Here is an 18,786-nt window from a genome sequence, read left to right as displayed (position 1 = left end):
TGCGGAGGTGCCGGGAAAAGTACGTTGGCACGCAACTTGGCCAAAAATTTTACAAATTGTACGATCGTTCATATGGATGATTTTTACCATCCTTCTGAAAAAATAATCAAGGCGGATCCTGCTGTAAAGCCGATCGGAGCAGATTTTGATTGGGAACGGCTCGAAAATCAGCTTCTTTTACCACTTACTCAAGGGCAAAACGGAAGCTATCAGCGATATGATTGGGACACGGATAAAATGGCCGAGTGGCATACTGTTCCTGCAACCGGCATTGTGGTGATTGAAGGAGTTTATTCGACCCGTAAGGAACTTTTTGGCTTCTATGATTTGACCATCTGGGTGAATACTCCAAGGGAAACTCGCCTGAAGCGGGGGCTTGAACGGGATGGAGAAGGGGCAAGAAGCATGTGGGAAGAGAATTGGATGGTTTCGGAGGATCTTTATGTAAAAAAGCAGCAACCTGATCAACGGGTGAACTTTATTGTTGATGGGACATACTAAGCCAAAAAGGCTGAGGAGTGAAAAATTTGGAAATTGTTAAACTTAATGATCGTCCTGACTTATTTGATGAAGCAGTTGATTTTTTTTGGCTGGAATGGGGAAATCCAGAAAATTTTCGCTTTTACTATGATTGCATGCTCAATTCTTGCAGTACTGAAAGCGATCTGCCGCGATTTTATATAGCCCTATTTGAAAATAAAATCGTCGGCTCTTATGCCTTGCTTCGAAATGATTTAATCAGCAGGCAGGACTTAACTCCATGGTTTGCCTGCTTATTCATCGTGCCAGAATTTAGAGGGATGGGTCTAGGCTCTGTCCTGCTTCAGCATGCTGTGAAAGAAGCAAATCAAAAAGGCTATCAAAATCTTTACCTTACAACCCATTTGGAAGGTTATTATGAAAAGTATGGATGGGATTATGTAACAACCGGCTACATTTTCACAGGAGAATCCGCCAAAATCTATCGGAAATCTACGAAACTAGATGACTAATAAACCTCTATATTTTGGATATAAAAAAGAGGAAAAGAAATCGATCTTTATTTATTCAAGTTATAAAAACTCGCAAAGGGCTTTAAGGCCTTTGCGAGATATAATTTATTGGATCATATTTAATTCCAATCCGATAATTACAGCAACTAATTCAAATTTCTCATTCAAAATAGCTAGTTCATAATTTTCTGGAGATAAGGCTACTTTTATTTCATCAGGGGTTGCATTTTGTTTTATTTTAATTATTTGTGATAAGTGGTATTTATCTCCTAAGCTAAGTTTTTTTATATCTCCTTCTATATAATTCGGATTTTCAGCAAATATATTTTTTAGTTTTTCCTGCCCCTCTATATCAGCCAAGGTAAAATAAAACTTATTCTTAGTTTTCATCATAATTTCTTTTAATTCTGACGAAATTAAAAAATCTATACTAAGGAAAATGGAACGATCCTTTAACTCAATGCTTAAAACCCCTGTCTTAAAATTTTTACCATTAATAATTTCTTGATATTCTGTAATAGAGTTATAGGTTTCTTTTTTCTCTTTATTGCTTTTAGTTATCCTAGAAGATTCAACCTTATTTTTTTGTTCTTTTTTATCTAAATTCGCTTTTGAACATCCTGAAACCGTAATGAAAGTAATCAACACAAAACATAGAAAAATTTTTTTCATTTAACTGTACCAAAGCAGATTATAGAGGTGTGGATGTTTTATCGGAGTATTCATTATATGAGTAATTTGCATTTACAGCTTTTCTACTAGTTGCCAGACCATTACTGTAGTGAACAATATTTCCTGATGTCTTAACAGCTAAGGAACCTGTAGAAATTGTTGTAGTAGATCGTGCTGGAATGTTCCATGTATAAGTTACAGAAACAGTAGTAGATGTTCCAAATGATACTTCTGCATTAATTCCAATCTTTCCCTGAATTAATTTCCAGTTAACAGCTGTTTCTGCTGATGTTCCAATACTTCCATTTGCAAATTTTGACCTTGAAACTGTTCGAGTTACACTATCATTTAGCGAGCTATTATTCGTAACTACTGTTCCCCAATTTTTACTTTTATACAGGGTTTTTGTTGCTACTTCATATTCGTCTCCAGTGTATGGAATATACATTGGACTTATTATAGCTTCATCATGAAAGTCATATTCAATTGGCTGAGGATAATAAATACTAGTAATCTTTAAGTTTCCTTGCTTTTCTTTTAAAACAACTGAATCAGAAGTTTTTACCTTCGCAAATGCAATCTCACCAGTTGATAATGAAATAAGTAAGCCTAAAAATAGTGTTGAAATTAGTAAATTTAACTTTTTCATTAAAAACACCATCCTTTGTATTTTTTTCCTACAACTAAAGCTTAAATTAAGTTTAAATGTAAGTAAATATCGAAAAATGGCAATATTATGAAAGTTGTTGACAACTGTATACTTCTTTTTAATGAAAATATAATAGGCTCTTTCCATTGCCCGAAACGAAGATGTGTCCTAAAATAAAACTGGATGGAGATAGTTGAATTTTAAAAAAGTTTAAATAAGGGGGGAGAAATATGGGGTTAAACGATATAAGGAATCAGTCTTTTCCAATCGTTTCTTATGAACAATGGAAAGAAAAAGCAGAGGAATCTTTAAAAGGAAAACCGATTGAGTCTTTGCGAAAAACAACTTATGAAGGCATTGTTTTGAAACCGCTTTATTGTGAGGAGGATCTAAAGGCGTTTGTTGATTTGCCGGGAAGGGGGGACTTTCGCCGAGGGCTTTACCCGTTTGGCTACCATACGAACAACTGGAAGATTGCCCAGAAAATTTCGGCGAGTACAATTGAAGGCTTAAGTGAAAAGCTCCAAGCGGCATTTCAAAAGGGACAAACCGCCATCGCTATTGAAATTTCAAAAGAGCTGGCTGAAAATCCGGAGCACCTCACGAAGATGCTTTCTGGATTTTACCAATACTATCCATTTGCCATTCATGCAAAAGAAGAACAGGAAAAATTGATCCTGGAGTTGGAAAACCTTGTCAAGGAATCGGAACGGGATACAATAACCGGTTACCTTGCAGCCGATCCATTGTCTTCTTTTTCCCTTATAGGTTTCATGCCTGAAAATACAACTGATTTTTTTCAAAAATGGACTGCAGTTATTAGGAAAACAAGCGATGAATTTCCCAACCTGAAAACCGTTCTTATCAATACTACCCCTTATCATAATGGCGGAGCAAGTGCGGTGCAAGAATTGGGTATCGCCGCAGCAGCCGGTGTATTTTATTTGCAAACATTGCTTGATAATGAAATGGAGCTTGAAAAAGCGTTAGCAACGTTTCTTTTTCAGTTTTCCATTGGCGCGAGCTTTTTTACCGAAATTGCAAAGCTTCGTGCTGCAAGGGTTATCTGGAGTAAAATTGCCGAAACGTTTGGGGCGTCTCCAGCACATCAAGGCGTCCAGATTGCTGCCGAAACATCGGCCTATACAAAAACGGTCTATGACCCGCATGTCAACCTGCTCCGTGCTGGTAATGAAGCGTTCGCAGCCGTACTTGGCGGGGTGCAGTACCTGCATGTAGCTCCATTTGATGAATTAACTGGATCGAGCGCTTTTTCCGAGCGAATTGCCCGCAATACCCAGCTGATTCTGCAGAAAGAAATGAATCTGCAACAGGCGGTTGATCCTGCAGGCGGAGCGTGGTATATCGAAGCGCTGACAAATGAACTGGCAGAAAAGGCTTGGGAATTTTTTCAGCAAATTGAGGCAAGGGGCGGTATCCTTGAAACATTAACATCGAACTGGCTTCAGGCCGAGATTGCTCGTGTTCATGAGAAAAGAACAAACGACTCGTTTACGAGAAAAACGAGCATCATTGGGACAAATGTTTATGCCAATTTAACGGAGAACGGCAAAAATGTGAAAAAGACATCGAAACAATTAGCAGCTATACCTGAAAATCAAGAAATAATTCGCATCAAACCGATCCCGCAAACAAGGCTTTCGATTCCATTCGAACAACTTCGAAATCGAGCGGAATCATTAACGCAAAAACCCGCAGTCGGTTTCATTTGTCTTGGCAGTCTCAAACAACATAAACCACGCATGGATTATGTAAAAGGCTTTTTGGCGGCTGGGGGAATAGAGGGGATTGCTAGCAGTCCGATCACAACGGTAGCCGCAGCGAGAGAATTTCTAAACAGCTGTAAAACAAAGCATTTCTGTATATGCGGCAGTGATGATCTTTACGAAACGTTCGGGATGGATCTTCTCGAGGCGGTAAAGAACGAGTTTCCTGAAATCAATTTTTACCTGGCGGGTCTTCCTGATCAGGAGATGCAGCAGCTTTGGAGACAAAAAGGAATCTCGCAGTTTATTCATGTAAAAAGCAATTGCCATGAATTGCTCTCAGCAATGCTATCAGAAATGGAGGCGTCCTTAAATGAACAAGCCAAAGCCTGATTTTCAAAAAGTGCAGCTGTTTGACCACAAGGCGACGGCCGCAGAACAGGAATGGAAGAAAGAAATCAAAGCATCCATTGAAGAATATCTCTTTGAAACAAATGAACAATTAAAATTAAAGCCATTTTATACAAAAGAAGACATAAAAGGGTTTGAGCATTTAAATGACAAACCGGGTCTGTCGCCGTATACGCGTGGACCGTATCCCACAATGTATGTAAACCGCCCATGGACGGTTAGGCAATATGCCGGTTTTTCAACAGCGGAAGAGAGCAATGCGTTTTATCGCCGAAATCTGGCAATGGGGCAAAAAGGCCTTTCGGTTGCATTCGATTTAGCAACCCACCGGGGCTACGATTCAGATCATCCCCGGGTTGTCGGGGATGTAGGCAAAGCAGGAGTTGCGATCGATTCGATTCTGGATATGAAAACGTTGTTTGACGGCATCCCTTTAGATCAAATGTCGGTATCAATGACCATGAATGGCGCGGTTCTGCCGATTCTTGCTTTCTTTATTGTTACCGCGGAAGAACAGGGAGTCAGCCAGGAGAAGCTTTCTGGAACGATTCAAAATGATATTTTAAAAGAATATATGGTTCGCAATACCTACATCTATCCACCGGATATGTCGATGAAAATAATTGCCGATATTTTCGAGTACACCGCAAAATACATGCCGAAGTTTAACAGTATCAGTATTTCCGGCTATCATATGCAGGAAGCTGGTGCACCTGCTGATCTCGAACTTGCTTATACGCTTGCAGATGGGCTTGAATACGTACGGACCGGGCTAAAAGCAGGAATTGATATTGATTCCTTCGCCCCAAGGCTGTCGTTTTTTTGGGCAATCGGGAAGAATTATTTTATGGAAGTAGCTAAAATGCGAGCCGCACGCTTGATTTGGGCGAAAATGATGAAAACGTTTCATCCGAAAAATCCAAAATCCCTTGCACTTAGGACGCACTCGCAGACATCCGGTTGGAGTTTGACGGAGCAGGATCCGTTTAACAATGTCATGCGAACGCTTGTAGAAGCACACGCGGCTGCAATGGGACATACGCAATCACTGCATACGAATGCGCTTGACGAAGCAATTGCGCTGCCAACGGATTTTTCCGCACGAATTGCCCGCAATACCCAGCTTTTCCTTCAGGAAGAGACGGGGATTACCAATGTCATCGACCCATGGGGTGGGTCTTATTATGTTGAAACGGTAACAAATGAATTGATTACCCGCGCATGGGAGCATATTGAAGAAATTGAGAACCTTGGCGGGATGGCAAAGGCAATTGAGACAGGGTTGCCAAAAATGAAAATCGAAGAAGCGGCTGCCACAAGACAGGCACAGATTGATTCAGGGAAAGAAATCATCATTGGTGTGAACCGCTTCCGTCCCGAGCAGGAAGAACCAATTGATATTCTCGATATTGATAATACTGCAGTAAGGTTAAAACAAATTGAAAAACTGCAAAAGTTAAAAGCAAGCCGCGATGAAGAAAAAGTGCGGCAAACGGTAACAGCTTTAACGAAGGCTGCTGAAACCGGTGAAGAAAATTTGCTGGAGGCTGCGATCCGGGCGGCAAGGGCAAGAGCGACGCTTGGAGAAATTTCCGATGCAATTGAAAAAGTTTCAAGCCGTCATAAAGCTGTTATTCGCTCGGTCAGCGGCGTTTACAGTACATCTTTTTCAAATGAAGAGGAAATCCTTGAAGTGCAAAGATTGACGGAAGAATTTTTGGAAAATGAGGGAAGAAGACCGAGAATTCTCATTGCGAAAATGGGGCAAGATGGCCATGATCGCGGGGCAAAAGTGATCGCTACTGCTTTTGCTGATTTAGGGTTTGATGTTGACATTGGCCCATTGTTCCAAACACCAGCAGAAACGGCGTTGCAAGCAGTCGAAAACGATGTCCATGTGATTGGGATGAGCTCGCTTGCTGCAGGACATAAAACGCTGTTGCCGCAGTTGGTCGACGAATTGAAAAAATTGGGGCGGGACGATATTTTGGTTGTTGTCGGCGGTGTCATCCCGGCGCAGGATTATGATTATCTATATGAAAATGGAGCCGCGGCGATCTTTGGACCGGGGACAATTATTCCAGTAGCAGCCCAGCAAGTGATCAAAAAGATCTATATCCAGCTGGGCTATGAGGAAGTGGCGCACTAGTGGGCGATGATAGAAAACCGGAATGGACAGATCCGAATCGGCCTGATGCTTTTTCCAGTATCATTCGAAAAGGCTCCGAACAGCGGAACAAGTTATCTGGCTTTCAAAAAAACATCCGTTTTCAGAAAAAGAAAACGGATGAACCACCGGTTGACATTTTTGCTGAAGGGGTTTTAGCCGGAGACAGGAGCCTTCTTGCCCGTGCAATCACATTGGTTGAAAGCAATTCCGATCACCATTTTAAAAGGGGACAAGAACTATTGCAAAGGCTGCTGCCGCATACAGGCAAATCGATTCGCATTGGGATTACCGGTGTGCCGGGAGCCGGAAAGAGTACATTTATTGAAGCTTTTGGCTTGTACTTATGCAGCCTCGGCCACCATGTTGCCGTTCTTGCTATCGACCCTAGTTCAAGCCTTAGTGGCGGAAGCATCCTTGGAGACAAAACACGGATGGAGCAGTTATCGCGAAACCCCAGAGCCTTCATTCGCCCTTCACCATCAGAAGGCAAGCTTGGCGGTGTCCACCGGAAAACAAGAGAATCAATGCTGTTATGTGAGGCTGCCGGATTTGACGTGATTTTGGTTGAAACCGTTGGAGTCGGGCAAAGTGAAGTGATGATCCGTGATATGGTTGATTTTTTCATGCTGCTTGTCTTGACAGGAGCGGGCGACGAACTGCAAGGAATGAAAAAAGGAATTATGGAGCTGGCAGATGCGATCATTGTCCATAAAGCGGACGGAGCCAACCAAAAAAAAGCATTAAAGACGATGCATGAATACAACAGGGTGCTTCACTTTCTGCAGCCGGCTACAAAAGGCTGGACAACGAGAGCATATGCGTGTTCATCGCTGACAGGTGATGGAATCAAAGACGTTTGGAAGACCATTGAGGCTTTTACGAATAAAGGAAAGACTTCCGGTGTATTTGAAGAAAGGAGAAAGGTTCAGGCAAGGGAATGGTTATATTCCATGGTTGCTGATCAGCTGCATTTTCAGTTTTTTCATCATCCGGAAGTGAAAACACAGCTTCCTAAATTGGAAAACGAAGTGATGGCCGGTGAAAAAACCGTTGCAACGGCAGTTGACCTGCTTTTTAAAGCATTTTATAACCGCTAGGTTGTGGAGGCAATAAAGGATGAAAAGGGAAGAACAGATGGATGTTTTGACGAAAATAAAACGGTACAAAAAACGGCAAGTTGTGATCAACTGCTACGATGAAGAAGATTCTTTAATCGACCGAAATGGTTTTCATTTTGATTCAATTCAAACAGACAATGAGAGAGTCATGTTTCTAAAACATGATGAATTGATTTATTCGTTCTCATTAAGCGAATTCCCGGAAAGTGAAATCATGAATGATTTTACTGATTACTACGCTTTCTACAATAAACAAAACAGAATATGCATTTATTTTCCGCATTAACTTTCCAAGGCAAAAGATACACGGGATTTGAAAAAAGGTTATTTTAACTGTTATTATATTATTATTCCCGTTATCGATAGAAGGAGCGATTTGACAAAATGAGTATGGATTTCAATTTTTTTATGAATGATGTTGTACGGCAGGCACGGCAAGAAATTGCTGCTGCAGGCTATGAAGAATTAACGACACCTGAAGAGGTGGAAAGTGCTTTTTCAAGACCAGGCACAACGCTTGTCATGATTAACTCTGTTTGCGGCTGTGCCGGCGGAGTTGCTCGCCCGGCTGCTGCCCATGCCCTTCATTACGACAAACGGCCCGATCACCTTGTAACGGTTTTTGCCGGTCAGGATAAAGAGGCGACGGAAACAGCGAGAAGCTATTTCACAGGATATCCGCCTTCCTCTCCATCTTTTGCTATCTTAAAAGACGGCAAAATTTGCACAATGATTGAGCGCCACCAAATTGAAGGCTATGATCCGATGAATGTCGTCAATAAGCTTCAGCAAACATTTGATGAATACTGTGAAGAAATCTAAGAAAAAAAGCCAATCTCGATAGTGGAGGTTGGCTTTTTTTGAGCAATTTTTTTAAAAAATAGTATTGCATAATGTAAAATATGTGTTAAAATTCAATACGTTGAATAAATATTAGCTCTGTATTTCTATCTGAAAATGAGCATACTAACCGATAAAATAGACAAATGAACAATCGTTTTAGTTGGGTAAAATGATAGGAGGAAAATGACATGAAAAAAAGGTTTATTCTATTTTTGTCAATCATCATGCTAGTAGGAATTCTTGCTGCATGTGGAACAAACAACAAAAATGCTGGAACGAAGGACAAAAAGGTTTTGGTTATGGGGACTTCAGCGGACTATCCGCCATTCGAATACATCAAAACAAAAACCAGCGATGAAATCATCGGCTTTGATGTTGACCTTGCCAAAGCGATTGCTGGTAAGCTCGGCTACAAAGTTCAAGTAAAAGATATTGATTTCAGCGGGTTGATTCAAGCACTAAAATCTGGACAAGTTGACTTCGTGTTAGCGGGTATGACACCAACGGAAAAGCGGAAGAAAAGTGTTGATTTCAGTGATATTTACTACACTGCCCAAGATATGATTGTAACGAAAAAAGACAGCGGCATTAAAACGCTTGATGACTTAAAAGGAAAAACGGTTGGTGTGCAGCTTGGATCCATTCAAGAGGGGAACGCAAAAGACCTTAACAAAAAGGTTCCGATTAAAATTGAAAACCGCAACCGTATCCCGGATCTGATTCAGGAAATTAAAGCAGGCCGTTTTGACGCTGCAATTATCGAGGACACAGTTGCAAAAGGATTTATCCAAAAAGAAACGGATTTAACTGGGTTTACTAGTAACGCAAATCCGGAACAAGCCGGCTCTGCCATTGCTTTCCCGAAAAACAGTGATTTAACGGCTAAATTCAACAAAGAATTGCAGAAGATGAAGGATAATGGAGAATTGAAAAAATTGATTGTTAAGTGGTTTGGCGGGGAACAATAAATTAAGGAAAAAAGAGAGACGTTCGGAGGGCAAGTCTTCTGAGCGTCTTTAAACTGTTTAATAGAGAGGATTTGGTGATGGGATGAATTTGGATTTTACCCCATTTATTCCCTCCATGCCATACATTTTAAAGGGTGTCCTCGTTACCCTTAAAATTGTCATTTTGGCTGGAGTTTTAGGATTTGTACTGGGCATTATTTTATCATTATTTAAAATTAGTACATTTAAGTTTCTCGGTTGGATTGCCGATATTTACACATCCATTTTTCGCGGAACGCCGTTAGTGCTGCAGCTAATGCTAATCTATTATGGGTCACCGCAGTTGGTCGGCTATCAGATCGAGCCATATACCGCAGCTATTTTGTCATTTGCCTTGAATTCGGGAGCCTATATTTCTGAAATTATTCGTGCCGGGATATTGGCAGTTGATAAAGGGCAGCGTGAAGCATCGATGGCGCTTGGTGTTCCCTATAGCAAAATGATGTGGGACATCATCCTGCCGCAGGCATTGAAAAATATTCTTCCGGCATTAATGAATGAATTTATTTCCTTGACAAAAGAATCGGCGATTGTAACAACCATTGGGGTTATGGATGTCATGCGCCGTTCTTACCAAGTCGGTGCAGAAAACTACTCATTCTTTGAACCGTTATTAATTGCTGGACTCATTTATTACGTAATGGTCATCACGTTAACCTTCCTGGGCAAAGCAGTTGAAAGGAGAATGAGACGCAGTGATTAAGGTTGAAGGATTAGTTAAAAATTTCGGTAAGCTTGAAGTGTTAAAGAATATCTCGACGACGATCAAAGAAGGAGAAGTCGTTGCCATTATTGGACCATCCGGATCTGGAAAATCAACATTTTTGCGGTGCCTGAATCTTTTGGAAACACCAACTTCCGGGAAAATTTGGATTGCGAATCAAGAAGTGACTGATAAAAATACAAATATTATGAAAGTCCGTCAAAACGTTGGAATGGTCTTTCAACATTTCTACTTATTTCCGCACAAGACAGTGCTGCAAAACTTAACCTATGCCCCAATGAAGGTAAAAGGCTTATCAAAAGAACAGACTGAAAAAATTGCCCATGAACTTCTAGACAAAGTCGGTCTTTCTGAAAAAGCGAATGAATATCCGACAAGGCTTTCAGGCGGGCAAAAGCAGCGTGTCGCCATTGCCCGAGCGCTTGCGATGGAGCCGGATGTCATGCTTTTTGACGAACCGACGTCGGCATTGGATCCGGAAATGGTCAAAGAAGTGTTGGAAGTCATGAAGGATCTTGCCCACACAGGGATGACGATGGCAATTGTTACACACGAAATGGGCTTTGCCCGGGAAGTGGCAGACCGGGTTCTATTTCTTGATGGCGGTATGCTTGTTGAAGATGCGCCCCCAAGTGAGTTTTTCAAACAGCCAAAAAGCAAACGAGCACAAGATTTTCTCGAAAAAATGCTATAATAAAAAAAAGTGGAAAAAGGTGATCGGCAGGATCATCTTTTTTCTTTTGATTATGTTTCAAGGGAGACCGTTAAATGAAATTTCGCATCGGTTATCGTACAATCAAAACGGCTTTGGGAACAGCCATCGCTATTTTAATCGCCCAGCAGCTTGGACTGCAAAATTTTGCTTCAGCCGGAATTCTGACGATTTTGTGCATTCAAGTAACAAAAAAACGTTCGTTTCGGACAGCGTGGGACCGATTTTTGGCCTGTGTTTTGGCAATGCCATTTTCCGCCTTGTTTTTTGAAGGAATTGCCTATCATCCGCTTACAATCGGGCTGATGCTATTTTTCTTTATTCCAACAATTGTAATGTTAAAAGCAAAAGATGGGGTCGTAACAAGCAGTGTAATTATCTTACATATCTATGCAGCCCACCGGATTTCAATGGAAATCTTTTTAAATGAACTTGGAGTTATTGTTACAGGCATCGGTGTTGCTTTAGTGATGAATTTGTATATGCCAAGTGTTGATAAAAAACTGCAGACGTTCCAACAAGAGATCGAAGAAAACTTCCGCAACATTTTTCTGGAAATGATCCATTACCTGCGAAAAGGAGAAAGTGATTGGGGCGGAGAAGAGATTACGACAACAGCCAATTTGCTGAATGAAGCAAAAACAATCGCTTTCCGCGATGTTGAAAACCGTCTTTCAGGAGATGGAACGAATTATTATCAGTATTTTACCATGCGCGAACAGCAATTTGAGATTATTGAACGTGTGTTGCAAATTGTGACCTCCCTTACGCGTACGGTGAAACAAGGGAAAATGATCGCTGATTTCCTCGAAGAGCTTTCAAATAATATTCATCCGGGAAATACAGCACATATTTACATCGACAAGCTTCATAAGATGAAAAAAGAATTTGAGGAAATGGAACTTCCGAAAACGCGCGAAGAGTTTGAAGCAAGAGCCGCGCTTTTGCATCTTGTAATTGAAATGGATAGATATTTACTGATTAAGAGTTCTTTTAGAGGAATAAGAAAAATGGAAAAGACGAATGAAAAGAGGAAATTAGCGGCAAACTAGGGAAAAAAAGCAGGTGGTTGAATTGTTTAAAATTTTTTCTCCCATTTTCATTGCTTTTTTCATCTCTCCGTTATGGCCGCTTGGGCAAAATCCGTTGCCAGGCGATCCGTTTGTCATCGTGAACAAACGAACGAATGAGCTGGCGTTCATTGACGACAATCGGGTTCAGACCGTTGTGAGTGTCGGCTCCGGAAAAACAAGGGAATTAACGCCGGAAGGGCTCTTTACAATTACGGTAAAAGCAAAGGATCCATATTACCGGAAAAAGAATATTGCCGGAGGGGATCCGGCAAACCCGCTTGGTGCGAGATGGATCGGGTTTGATGCAAATGGAACCGACGGGCGAATATACGGTGTTCACGGTACAAATCAGCCTGCCTCGATTGGACAATACGTCTCTCAAGGCTGTATCCGTACGCAAAATGACATCATTAAGTCATTGTACCCGATTATCCCGCTTGGAACAAAAATACTGGTGATTTCAACAAATAAGTCTTTCGAGAAATTGGCAAAGGAAAATGGCGCGATCCGATGAAAAACAAGGGTGATTCGTTTGAATCACCCTTGTGCTTATTTTAAATTACGATAGAAATTGCGCAATTCCAAGCAGGAGGGTTGAAGCAAGCATTGCCAGAAGCATTAAATATACGACGATTTTTCTTGTTTTACGATTTTTCAAAAGAAATTCCCCCCAAAGAACAAAATTCTCTCCCCTATTTTACATAGAAAAGCCTAAATTAACAACTGGACAAAATAAGAAGAATTTATGAACTTTTTATAGTATAATTTAATTGTCGAACAAATTTTACTATTTAAAATTGAGGGGAAATTATGGTCAAAAAAATCGATCACATTGGTATTGCGGTTCGGTCTTTGGAGAAAGCGCTTCCTTTTTACACGGATATTTTAAAATTGCCTTTATTGGGTATGGAGGAAGTTGAAAGTGAGAGGGTAAAGGTCGCATTTTTGCAAGCTGGCAATGCAAAAATTGAGCTGCTTGAGCCCACTTCAGCCGGAAGTCCGATCGCTCAATTCATTGAAAAACGGGGTGAAGGAATTCACCACATCGCACTGGGAATCGATTCGATTGAAGCGAGGATGAAAGAGATCAAGGAACAAGGGATTCGGATGATTCAGGATGAGCCGAAAATTGGCGCAGGGGGAGCGCTGGTGGCCTTTATGCATCCAAAATCGACCGGCGGGGTTCTCTACGAATTATGTGAACGAAAGGGATGAAGGGGTAGCATGATTGATATTTATGAGAAAATAAACGAATTGTATGATCGCAGACGCGAGGTAGAGATGGGCGGCGGCGATGAGCGGATACAAAAACAGCACGAAAAGGGGAAATTAACAGCACGGGAACGAATTGCGCTTCTAGTCGATGAAGGAACTTTTGTCGAATTAAACCCGTTTATTGAGCATCGTACCAACGATTTTGGTTTGGATGAACAAAAAGGTCCAGGGGACGGGGTGGTTACCGGTTATGGGAAAGTGAATGGGCGGCCGATTTATTTATTTTCACAGGATTTCACTGTTTTTGGCGGGGCTTTAGGAGAAATGCATGCGATGAAAATTGCCAATGTGATGGATTTAGCTGCGAAAAATGGCGCGCCTTTTATCGGTCTCAACGATTCCGGCGGAGCGCGTATTCAGGAAGGGGTTGTTTCCCTAGACGGATACGGTAAGATTTTTTACCGCAATGCGATTTATTCGGGGGTAATTCCGCAGATTTCCGTGATTATGGGACCGTGTGCCGGCGGGGCAGTATATTCACCTGCGATCACAGACTTTGTGATCATGGTCGAAAAAACGAGTCAAATGTTTATTACTGGACCGAAAGTGATTGAAACGGTCACAGGTGAAAAAATTTCTGCTGAAGGGCTAGGCGGTGCCAAAGTTCATAATTCGGTCAGCGGAAATGCTCATTTTCAGGCGCAATCAGAAGAAGAAGCGCTTCAGTATGTTCGCCGGCTTTTGAGTTACCTCCCGCAAAACAATGAAGAAAAGACACCAGCACTGTCAGCAGCAGAAGATGAATTTGACTACCGTCCGGATTTGGCCGACCTTGTTCCCTTTGATGCCGTTCGTCCATATGATGTGCGCAAAGTGATTGAACAAGTTGCCGACGAAGGTACATTCATGGAGATCCACAAAGATTTTGCGAAAAACATTGTAGTTGGCTTTGCCAAAATCAAAGGCGAAACCGTTGGCCTTGTCTGCAATCAGCCAAAATTCATGGCAGGGGGCCTGGACATTGATTCTTCCGATAAGGCATCAAGGTTTATCCGCTTTTGCGATTCCTTCAACATTCCGATTATCACGTTTGAAGATGTGACAGGGTTCTTTCCTGGGGTTAAGCAGGAACACGGCGGCATCATCCGCCACGGCGCGAAAATTTTATTTGCCTATTCAGAAGCGACCGTACCTAAATTAACGATAATTTTGCGTAAAGCATTTGGTGGCGCATATGTGGCGTTAAACAGCAAATCGATTGGCGCCGATCTTGTGTTTGCCTGGCCAAATGCTGAAATTGCGGTCATGGGAGCCGAAGGAGCGGCAAATATTATTTTTGCAAAAGAGATCCAGTACAGTGAAAATCCTGAATTCGTCCGTCAGCAAAAAATCGCCGAATACCGGGATAAATTCGCCAACCCATACATCGCTGCAGCCCGCGGAATGGTGGATGATGTAATTGATCCGAGAGAAACGCGGATAAAAATCATCCAAGCACTCGAGATGCTTCGAAATAAAAAAGAATCAAGACCTGCCAGAAAACACGGAAACATTCCTCTTTAACCGGCTTCTTAAGTTTGAAGCCGGGTAGGGAAAAAGGTATACTAAAATAGTGAGTACATATTTGGAGGTTTGCAGATGATTAACCAGGAACGACTTTTAAATGAGTTTTTAGAACTTGTCCAAATCGATTCGGAAACGAAATTCGAAACAGAAATTGCCAAAGTGTTAAAGCAAAAATTTGCCGATTTAGGTCTTGATGTTCTCGAAGACGATACAACGGCAAAGACGGGCCACGGTGCCGGTAATTTGATTTGTACATTGAAAGGAACAAAAGAAGGGGTAGACACAATCTATTTTACCTCTCATATGGACACGGTGACACCTGCAAAAGGAGTAAAACCATCGATTAAGGACGGCTATGTTGTTACCGATGGCACAACGATTTTGGGAGCGGATGACAAGACAGGACTATCTGTCATGCTTGAGGTTATTCGTGTGTTAAAAGAACAAAACATCCCGCATGGCACGATTCAATTTGTCATTACAGTCGGTGAAGAATCGGGTCTAGTCGGTGCGAAAGTACTTGATCCATCCTTACTAAAAGCAAAGTATGGCTATGCGCTTGACAGTGACGGGAAAGTCGGCAATGTCGTTGTCGCCGCTCCAACCCAAGCAAAAGTAAAAGCAACCATTTACGGAAAAACAGCCCATGCCGGGGTTGCGCCGGAAAAGGGAGTTTCTGCGATTACGATTGCAGCAAAAGCCATTGCCAAAATGCCGCTTGGCCGAATTGATGAAGAAACAACGGCCAATATTGGCCGCTTTGAAGGCGGTACGGCAACAAATATTGTCTGCGATCGTGTGGATATTTTAGCAGAGGCACGCTCCCTTGTGCCTGAAAAAATGGAAGCACAAGTGGAAAAAATGAAGACAGCATTCGAGTCTGTTGCGGCACAAATGGGCGGAAGAGCGGAAGTGGATGTACAGGTAATGTACCCTGGTTTTAAATTTGGCGCTGGGGATCAAGTTGTGGAAATTGCCCGCAAAGCGGCAGCTAAAATCGACCGCAACTGTGAATTGCAAAAAAGCGGCGGCGGCAGCGATGCCAATGTTATTGCCGGCTTCAATATTCCAACTGTCAATCTTGCTGTCGGTTATGAAGAAATTCATACAACGAATGAACGCATGCCACTTGAGGAATTATACAAGCTTGGAGAGATGGTTCTTGCCATTATTGATGAAGTTGTTCATCAATAAGCAGATTAAGGATCAAAGAAATAGCACAGGAATTCCTGTGCTATTTTTATGGAGTTTTCAACAAGTTCTCCACCCAGGGCATATGTATATTTCTAGGAAATCAGCCGGGCAAGTAGGAACGCAGCCCCTGCGGCAAGCCCGCCGACGACTGTCGTTTGGAATGAACTTTTCCATGGGGAAGTCCCGGTAAACCGTCCTTTTACATATCCGAAAATGGCAAGGGCGATTAATGTAATAATGGCTGATACCTTTAAGCCGGAAATCGGCTGTGCCATAAAAAAGTAGGGGAGCAATGGAACAAGCCCGCCTAAAATATACGAAAGCGCAATGGTGATGGCACTGTTTCGCGCGCGGCTTGGATCCGGCTTTTCCAGACCCAGTTCAAATCGCATCATCAGATCTACCCACTTCTCGGGCTTCTTTTTTAATGTTTGAATAATCGATTGAATTTGCTCTTCTTCCAATTCGTATTCGCGAAAAATTTCAGCCACTTCTTCTTCTTCTCTTTCGGGAACGACCTCGATTTCACGCCATTCACGCTTCAACTCTGTATCATAATGCTCCGCTTCGGTTCTGGCTGCGAGATAGCCGCCTAATCCCATGGCAATTGCCCCGGCCGCAATTTCAGCTGACCCTGCTGTTAAAATCAGAGCCGTTGATGCCACGGAACCTGAAAGACCAGCGGCTAGTGCAAAAGGAACCGTTAGACCGTCCGACATCCCAATGACAATATCACGGATCAAATCAGAAGCAGTGAAATGTTTTTCAACATGATCATGGTGCTTATTGGACATATTTTTCCCCCTTCTTTCCTCAATTGTGATTAAAACCAAGTATATAATTTATGTGATGAATTATCCAGTTTAGAGGCACGCATCTCTTTGTTTTTATAAAATTAACACTCTATCTGTACAAGTCATGGTATAGTATTGTTAAAATATATACGATTCTTTTTTAGGAGGTCTGCTAGCTGCAATGAATAAATATGTTATTTTTAAGACAGGAAATGAAGAGTACGGGATCCCGCTTCAAGAGGTTGTCTCGATTGAAAAGTTGACGGAGATGACCCCTATTCCGCAAATGCCAGACTATGTAAAAGGCATGATTGAAATTAGAGAAGAGCTGTTTCCCATTATCGATCTAGAATATATTTTTTATAACCGCTATCAAACGCTTAATGAAGATGCCCGATTTGTTGTCGTTCAAACAGATGAACTGTCACTTGCAATCCTTGTCAATGAGGTAAAGGAAATTATTGAAATTGCCCCTGAAAAAATGAAACAGGTTCCGCTGCTTGCCAACGACAAGACAACCTATCTTTCCGGTGTAACAAGCCTTGAGAGTGGACTTGTAACCTTAATCAATCCCCAACGCCTAGTTGGTTCTCTAGACGGAATAAACGAACTGCAGGACTATTTAGAAAGCCACCAGTAAACAGGTGGCTTCTTTTAGCTAATCAAACAAACATTATGGGCGGATATTAAATACGGCTACACCTAAGGGGAAGACCATTTTTCTTTGTTATGTCCATTATTGATGTCTATGCTTGAAATATTGTGGACTACCATATGTCTTGAGCTGCACAGGAACCGACGTGAAACAAGCATTACAGTGGACATTGTTTAATACTGAATATTGATAAATTTAAAAAACTATGATTTTAACAGGCGATGAACCACTGTTTATATCGAATTGTTCAATTGGATTTTTGAGGATGATTGCTTATCCAGATGCAATTTGAAACGTATGCCGGGGCTTATCAAACCGTTACCGAATTTATGATCCTTTACAACGAAAGACGGATGCATTCAAGTATTTTGGATCTGTCACCAAAGGAATTTACGAGAAACACATGCAGGGAAAGGCCTACACAAAAGAAGTTCGGGTTTAATCTCCCTTTCTATTTTTCTTCCTTTTGTCCACATATTAAAATTAAGCTATTTCTGGAATGGAATCAAGGGCGACGGAAGTCGAGGAAGCCTTTACCCTTGTGGAATGGAAGAAATGGCTAAACTCCAAAAAAGGACAAAGGGAAAAGAAAAACGAGTATTTTAAGAAAAAACTAGAATAAGAGAGATATTGTCTAATATTCGGGGGTAATCCGCCTAGATATATTAGGGCATATTTGTAGTTTTCCCTCTCTGTATATTAAGTTATTTATATAGGAAATATCCAAGCCCTCCTAATACTATCATTAACACACCAAAAGTAGCTAATGTAATAAGGATTCCAAAAATAATTTTCTTCAATGTGAAACCTCCTTAATAATGTGCTTTCAAACAAATTAAACAACGTATTTATTTTGTTTAGCTGAGATTACATATGCAATAACAGAACAAAATACCATGAAAGTTAAAAGTAATAAAAATACAAATGGGATAGGTAAATCAATTGGTTCAAATAATTTCATTCTACCTTGGAAATTAAATACCTTATGCCCTAATATTGAGATTAAATTTCTTGGATCAAGTTTACCCATAATAGGAATGATAAAATCATAAATGACAAAAATTAAAGAAGGCACTATAAATCCCTTAAATAATATGCCAATATAAAAACCAATTGTTGCAAATATAAAGCAAACTAAAAGAGCCAATAGATATTGAACAAAGACATTATGATCTTTAGGAAGAGATTCTATTTTAAATTCATTAATTGGAATATCCATTTTAATTAAAAAATAAAATATAAAACTAGATAAATAGGAAAGTTG

20 protein-coding genes and 1 pseudogene are annotated in these 18,786 nt (G+C 41.1%); 16 read left to right on the top strand and 5 right to left on the bottom strand.

Features of this window, described 5'->3' with window-relative positions; genetic code table 11:
* Positions 1-501 (top strand): uridine kinase family protein (locus tag ACQYAD_RS00190; protein ID WP_430234382.1); only part of this gene is annotated, 501 nt, incomplete at its 5' end.
* A 26-nt stretch (positions 502-527) separates the two neighbouring features.
* Positions 528-992 carry a GNAT family N-acetyltransferase gene (locus ACQYAD_RS00185; RefSeq protein WP_430234380.1) on the top strand — a complete coding sequence of 155 codons (465 nt, stop codon included), beginning with the start codon at positions 528-530 and terminating at the stop codon, positions 990-992.
* A 105-nt stretch (positions 993-1,097) separates the two neighbouring features.
* Here ACQYAD_RS00185 and ACQYAD_RS00180 read toward each other — a convergent pair whose 3' ends face one another.
* Positions 1,098-1,664, bottom strand: a complete 567-nt coding sequence (locus ACQYAD_RS00180) for a hypothetical protein (protein WP_430234378.1) — start codon at positions 1,662-1,664, stop codon at positions 1,098-1,100.
* A gap of 19 nt (positions 1,665-1,683) precedes the next feature.
* Complete coding sequence (locus tag ACQYAD_RS00175; protein WP_430234376.1) at positions 1,684-2,313, bottom strand: hypothetical protein; 630 nt, start codon at positions 2,311-2,313, stop codon at positions 1,684-1,686.
* Between the two features lie 230 nt (positions 2,314-2,543).
* Between ACQYAD_RS00175 and ACQYAD_RS00170 the strand changes: the two genes are divergently transcribed.
* The 10 genes from ACQYAD_RS00170 (at position 2,544) to ACQYAD_RS00125 (ending at position 12,612) form a co-directional block, all read left to right on the top strand.
* Entirely contained in the window at positions 2,544-4,433 is a 1,890-nt protein-coding gene (locus ACQYAD_RS00170; RefSeq protein ID WP_430234374.1) for a methylmalonyl-CoA mutase family protein, read from the top strand.
* Complete coding sequence (scpA, locus tag ACQYAD_RS00165) at positions 4,414-6,600, top strand: methylmalonyl-CoA mutase (RefSeq protein ID WP_430234372.1); 2,187 nt, start codon at positions 4,414-4,416, stop codon at positions 6,598-6,600. The genes ACQYAD_RS00170 and scpA overlap by 20 nt, the downstream gene beginning before the upstream one ends.
* On the top strand, positions 6,600-7,718 hold the full coding sequence (meaB, locus tag ACQYAD_RS00160; RefSeq protein WP_430234370.1) for a methylmalonyl Co-A mutase-associated GTPase MeaB: 1,119 nt from the start codon (positions 6,600-6,602) through the stop codon (positions 7,716-7,718). Before scpA ends, meaB begins: the two co-directional genes overlap by 1 nt.
* Positions 7,719-7,737: 19 nt before the next feature.
* Positions 7,738-8,025, top strand: a complete 288-nt coding sequence (locus tag ACQYAD_RS00155; RefSeq protein ID WP_430234369.1) for a hypothetical protein — start codon at positions 7,738-7,740, stop codon at positions 8,023-8,025.
* 98 nt (positions 8,026-8,123) lie between these two features.
* Positions 8,124-8,561 (top strand): BrxA/BrxB family bacilliredoxin, encoded by a 438-nt coding sequence (locus ACQYAD_RS00150; RefSeq protein WP_430234367.1) that lies wholly within the window; start codon positions 8,124-8,126, stop codon positions 8,559-8,561.
* A gap of 209 nt (positions 8,562-8,770) precedes the next feature.
* Complete coding sequence (locus ACQYAD_RS00145; RefSeq protein ID WP_430234365.1) at positions 8,771-9,550, top strand: transporter substrate-binding domain-containing protein; 780 nt, start codon at positions 8,771-8,773, stop codon at positions 9,548-9,550.
* 82 nt (positions 9,551-9,632) lie between these two features.
* Positions 9,633-10,292, top strand: a complete 660-nt coding sequence (locus ACQYAD_RS00140; protein WP_430234363.1) for an amino acid ABC transporter permease — start codon at positions 9,633-9,635, stop codon at positions 10,290-10,292.
* On the top strand, positions 10,285-11,007 hold the full coding sequence (locus tag ACQYAD_RS00135; protein ID WP_430234361.1) for an amino acid ABC transporter ATP-binding protein: 723 nt from the start codon (positions 10,285-10,287) through the stop codon (positions 11,005-11,007). The genes ACQYAD_RS00140 and ACQYAD_RS00135 overlap by 8 nt, the downstream gene beginning before the upstream one ends.
* A gap of 74 nt (positions 11,008-11,081) precedes the next feature.
* The gene (locus ACQYAD_RS00130) at positions 11,082-12,077 is read left to right on the top strand and encodes an aromatic acid exporter family protein (RefSeq protein ID WP_430234359.1); all 996 of its coding nucleotides are present in this window, start codon (positions 11,082-11,084) and stop codon (positions 12,075-12,077) included.
* A gap of 22 nt (positions 12,078-12,099) precedes the next feature.
* The gene (locus ACQYAD_RS00125) at positions 12,100-12,612 is read left to right on the top strand and encodes a L,D-transpeptidase (RefSeq protein WP_430234357.1); all 513 of its coding nucleotides are present in this window, start codon (positions 12,100-12,102) and stop codon (positions 12,610-12,612) included.
* 45 nt (positions 12,613-12,657) lie between these two features.
* Here the strand turns inward: ACQYAD_RS00125 and prli42 are convergent, their stop codons facing one another.
* Positions 12,658-12,756 (bottom strand): stressosome-associated protein Prli42, encoded by a 99-nt coding sequence (prli42, locus tag ACQYAD_RS00120; RefSeq protein ID WP_430234355.1) that lies wholly within the window; start codon positions 12,754-12,756, stop codon positions 12,658-12,660.
* 149 nt (positions 12,757-12,905) lie between these two features.
* Between prli42 and mce the strand changes: the two genes are divergently transcribed.
* The 3 genes from mce (at position 12,906) to ACQYAD_RS00105 (ending at position 16,073) form a co-directional block, all read left to right on the top strand.
* Positions 12,906-13,313, top strand: coding sequence for a methylmalonyl-CoA epimerase (gene mce / locus ACQYAD_RS00115; RefSeq protein ID WP_430234384.1), 408 nt, complete (start codon positions 12,906-12,908; stop codon positions 13,311-13,313).
* Positions 13,314-13,322: 9 nt separating this feature from the next.
* On the top strand, positions 13,323-14,876 hold the full coding sequence (locus ACQYAD_RS00110) for an acyl-CoA carboxylase subunit beta (protein WP_430234353.1): 1,554 nt from the start codon (positions 13,323-13,325) through the stop codon (positions 14,874-14,876).
* 75 nt (positions 14,877-14,951) lie between these two features.
* On the top strand, positions 14,952-16,073 hold the full coding sequence (locus ACQYAD_RS00105; protein WP_430234351.1) for a M20/M25/M40 family metallo-hydrolase: 1,122 nt from the start codon (positions 14,952-14,954) through the stop codon (positions 16,071-16,073).
* Between the two features lie 92 nt (positions 16,074-16,165).
* On the opposite strand, the gene ACQYAD_RS00100 is transcribed toward ACQYAD_RS00105, so the two are convergent.
* Positions 16,166-16,867, bottom strand: a complete 702-nt coding sequence (locus ACQYAD_RS00100; RefSeq protein ID WP_430234349.1) for a VIT1/CCC1 transporter family protein — start codon at positions 16,865-16,867, stop codon at positions 16,166-16,168.
* Between the two features lie 181 nt (positions 16,868-17,048).
* On the opposite strand from ACQYAD_RS00100, the gene ACQYAD_RS00095 reads away from it, so the two are divergent.
* The gene (locus ACQYAD_RS00095) at positions 17,049-17,507 is read left to right on the top strand and encodes a chemotaxis protein CheW (protein ID WP_430234347.1); all 459 of its coding nucleotides are present in this window, start codon (positions 17,049-17,051) and stop codon (positions 17,505-17,507) included.
* A gap of 850 nt (positions 17,508-18,357) precedes the next feature.
* Here the strand turns inward: ACQYAD_RS00095 and ACQYAD_RS00090 are convergent.
* A pseudogene (locus tag ACQYAD_RS00090) lies at positions 18,358-18,786 on the bottom strand (ABC transporter permease); the annotation flags it as partial.

The sequence above is a fragment of the Neobacillus sp. SM06 genome, assembly GCF_050496765.1.
GTDB lineage: Bacteria > Bacillota > Bacilli > Bacillales > Cytobacillaceae > JAEVLT01.
This window is presented reverse-complemented; position numbering and strand designations above follow the sequence as displayed.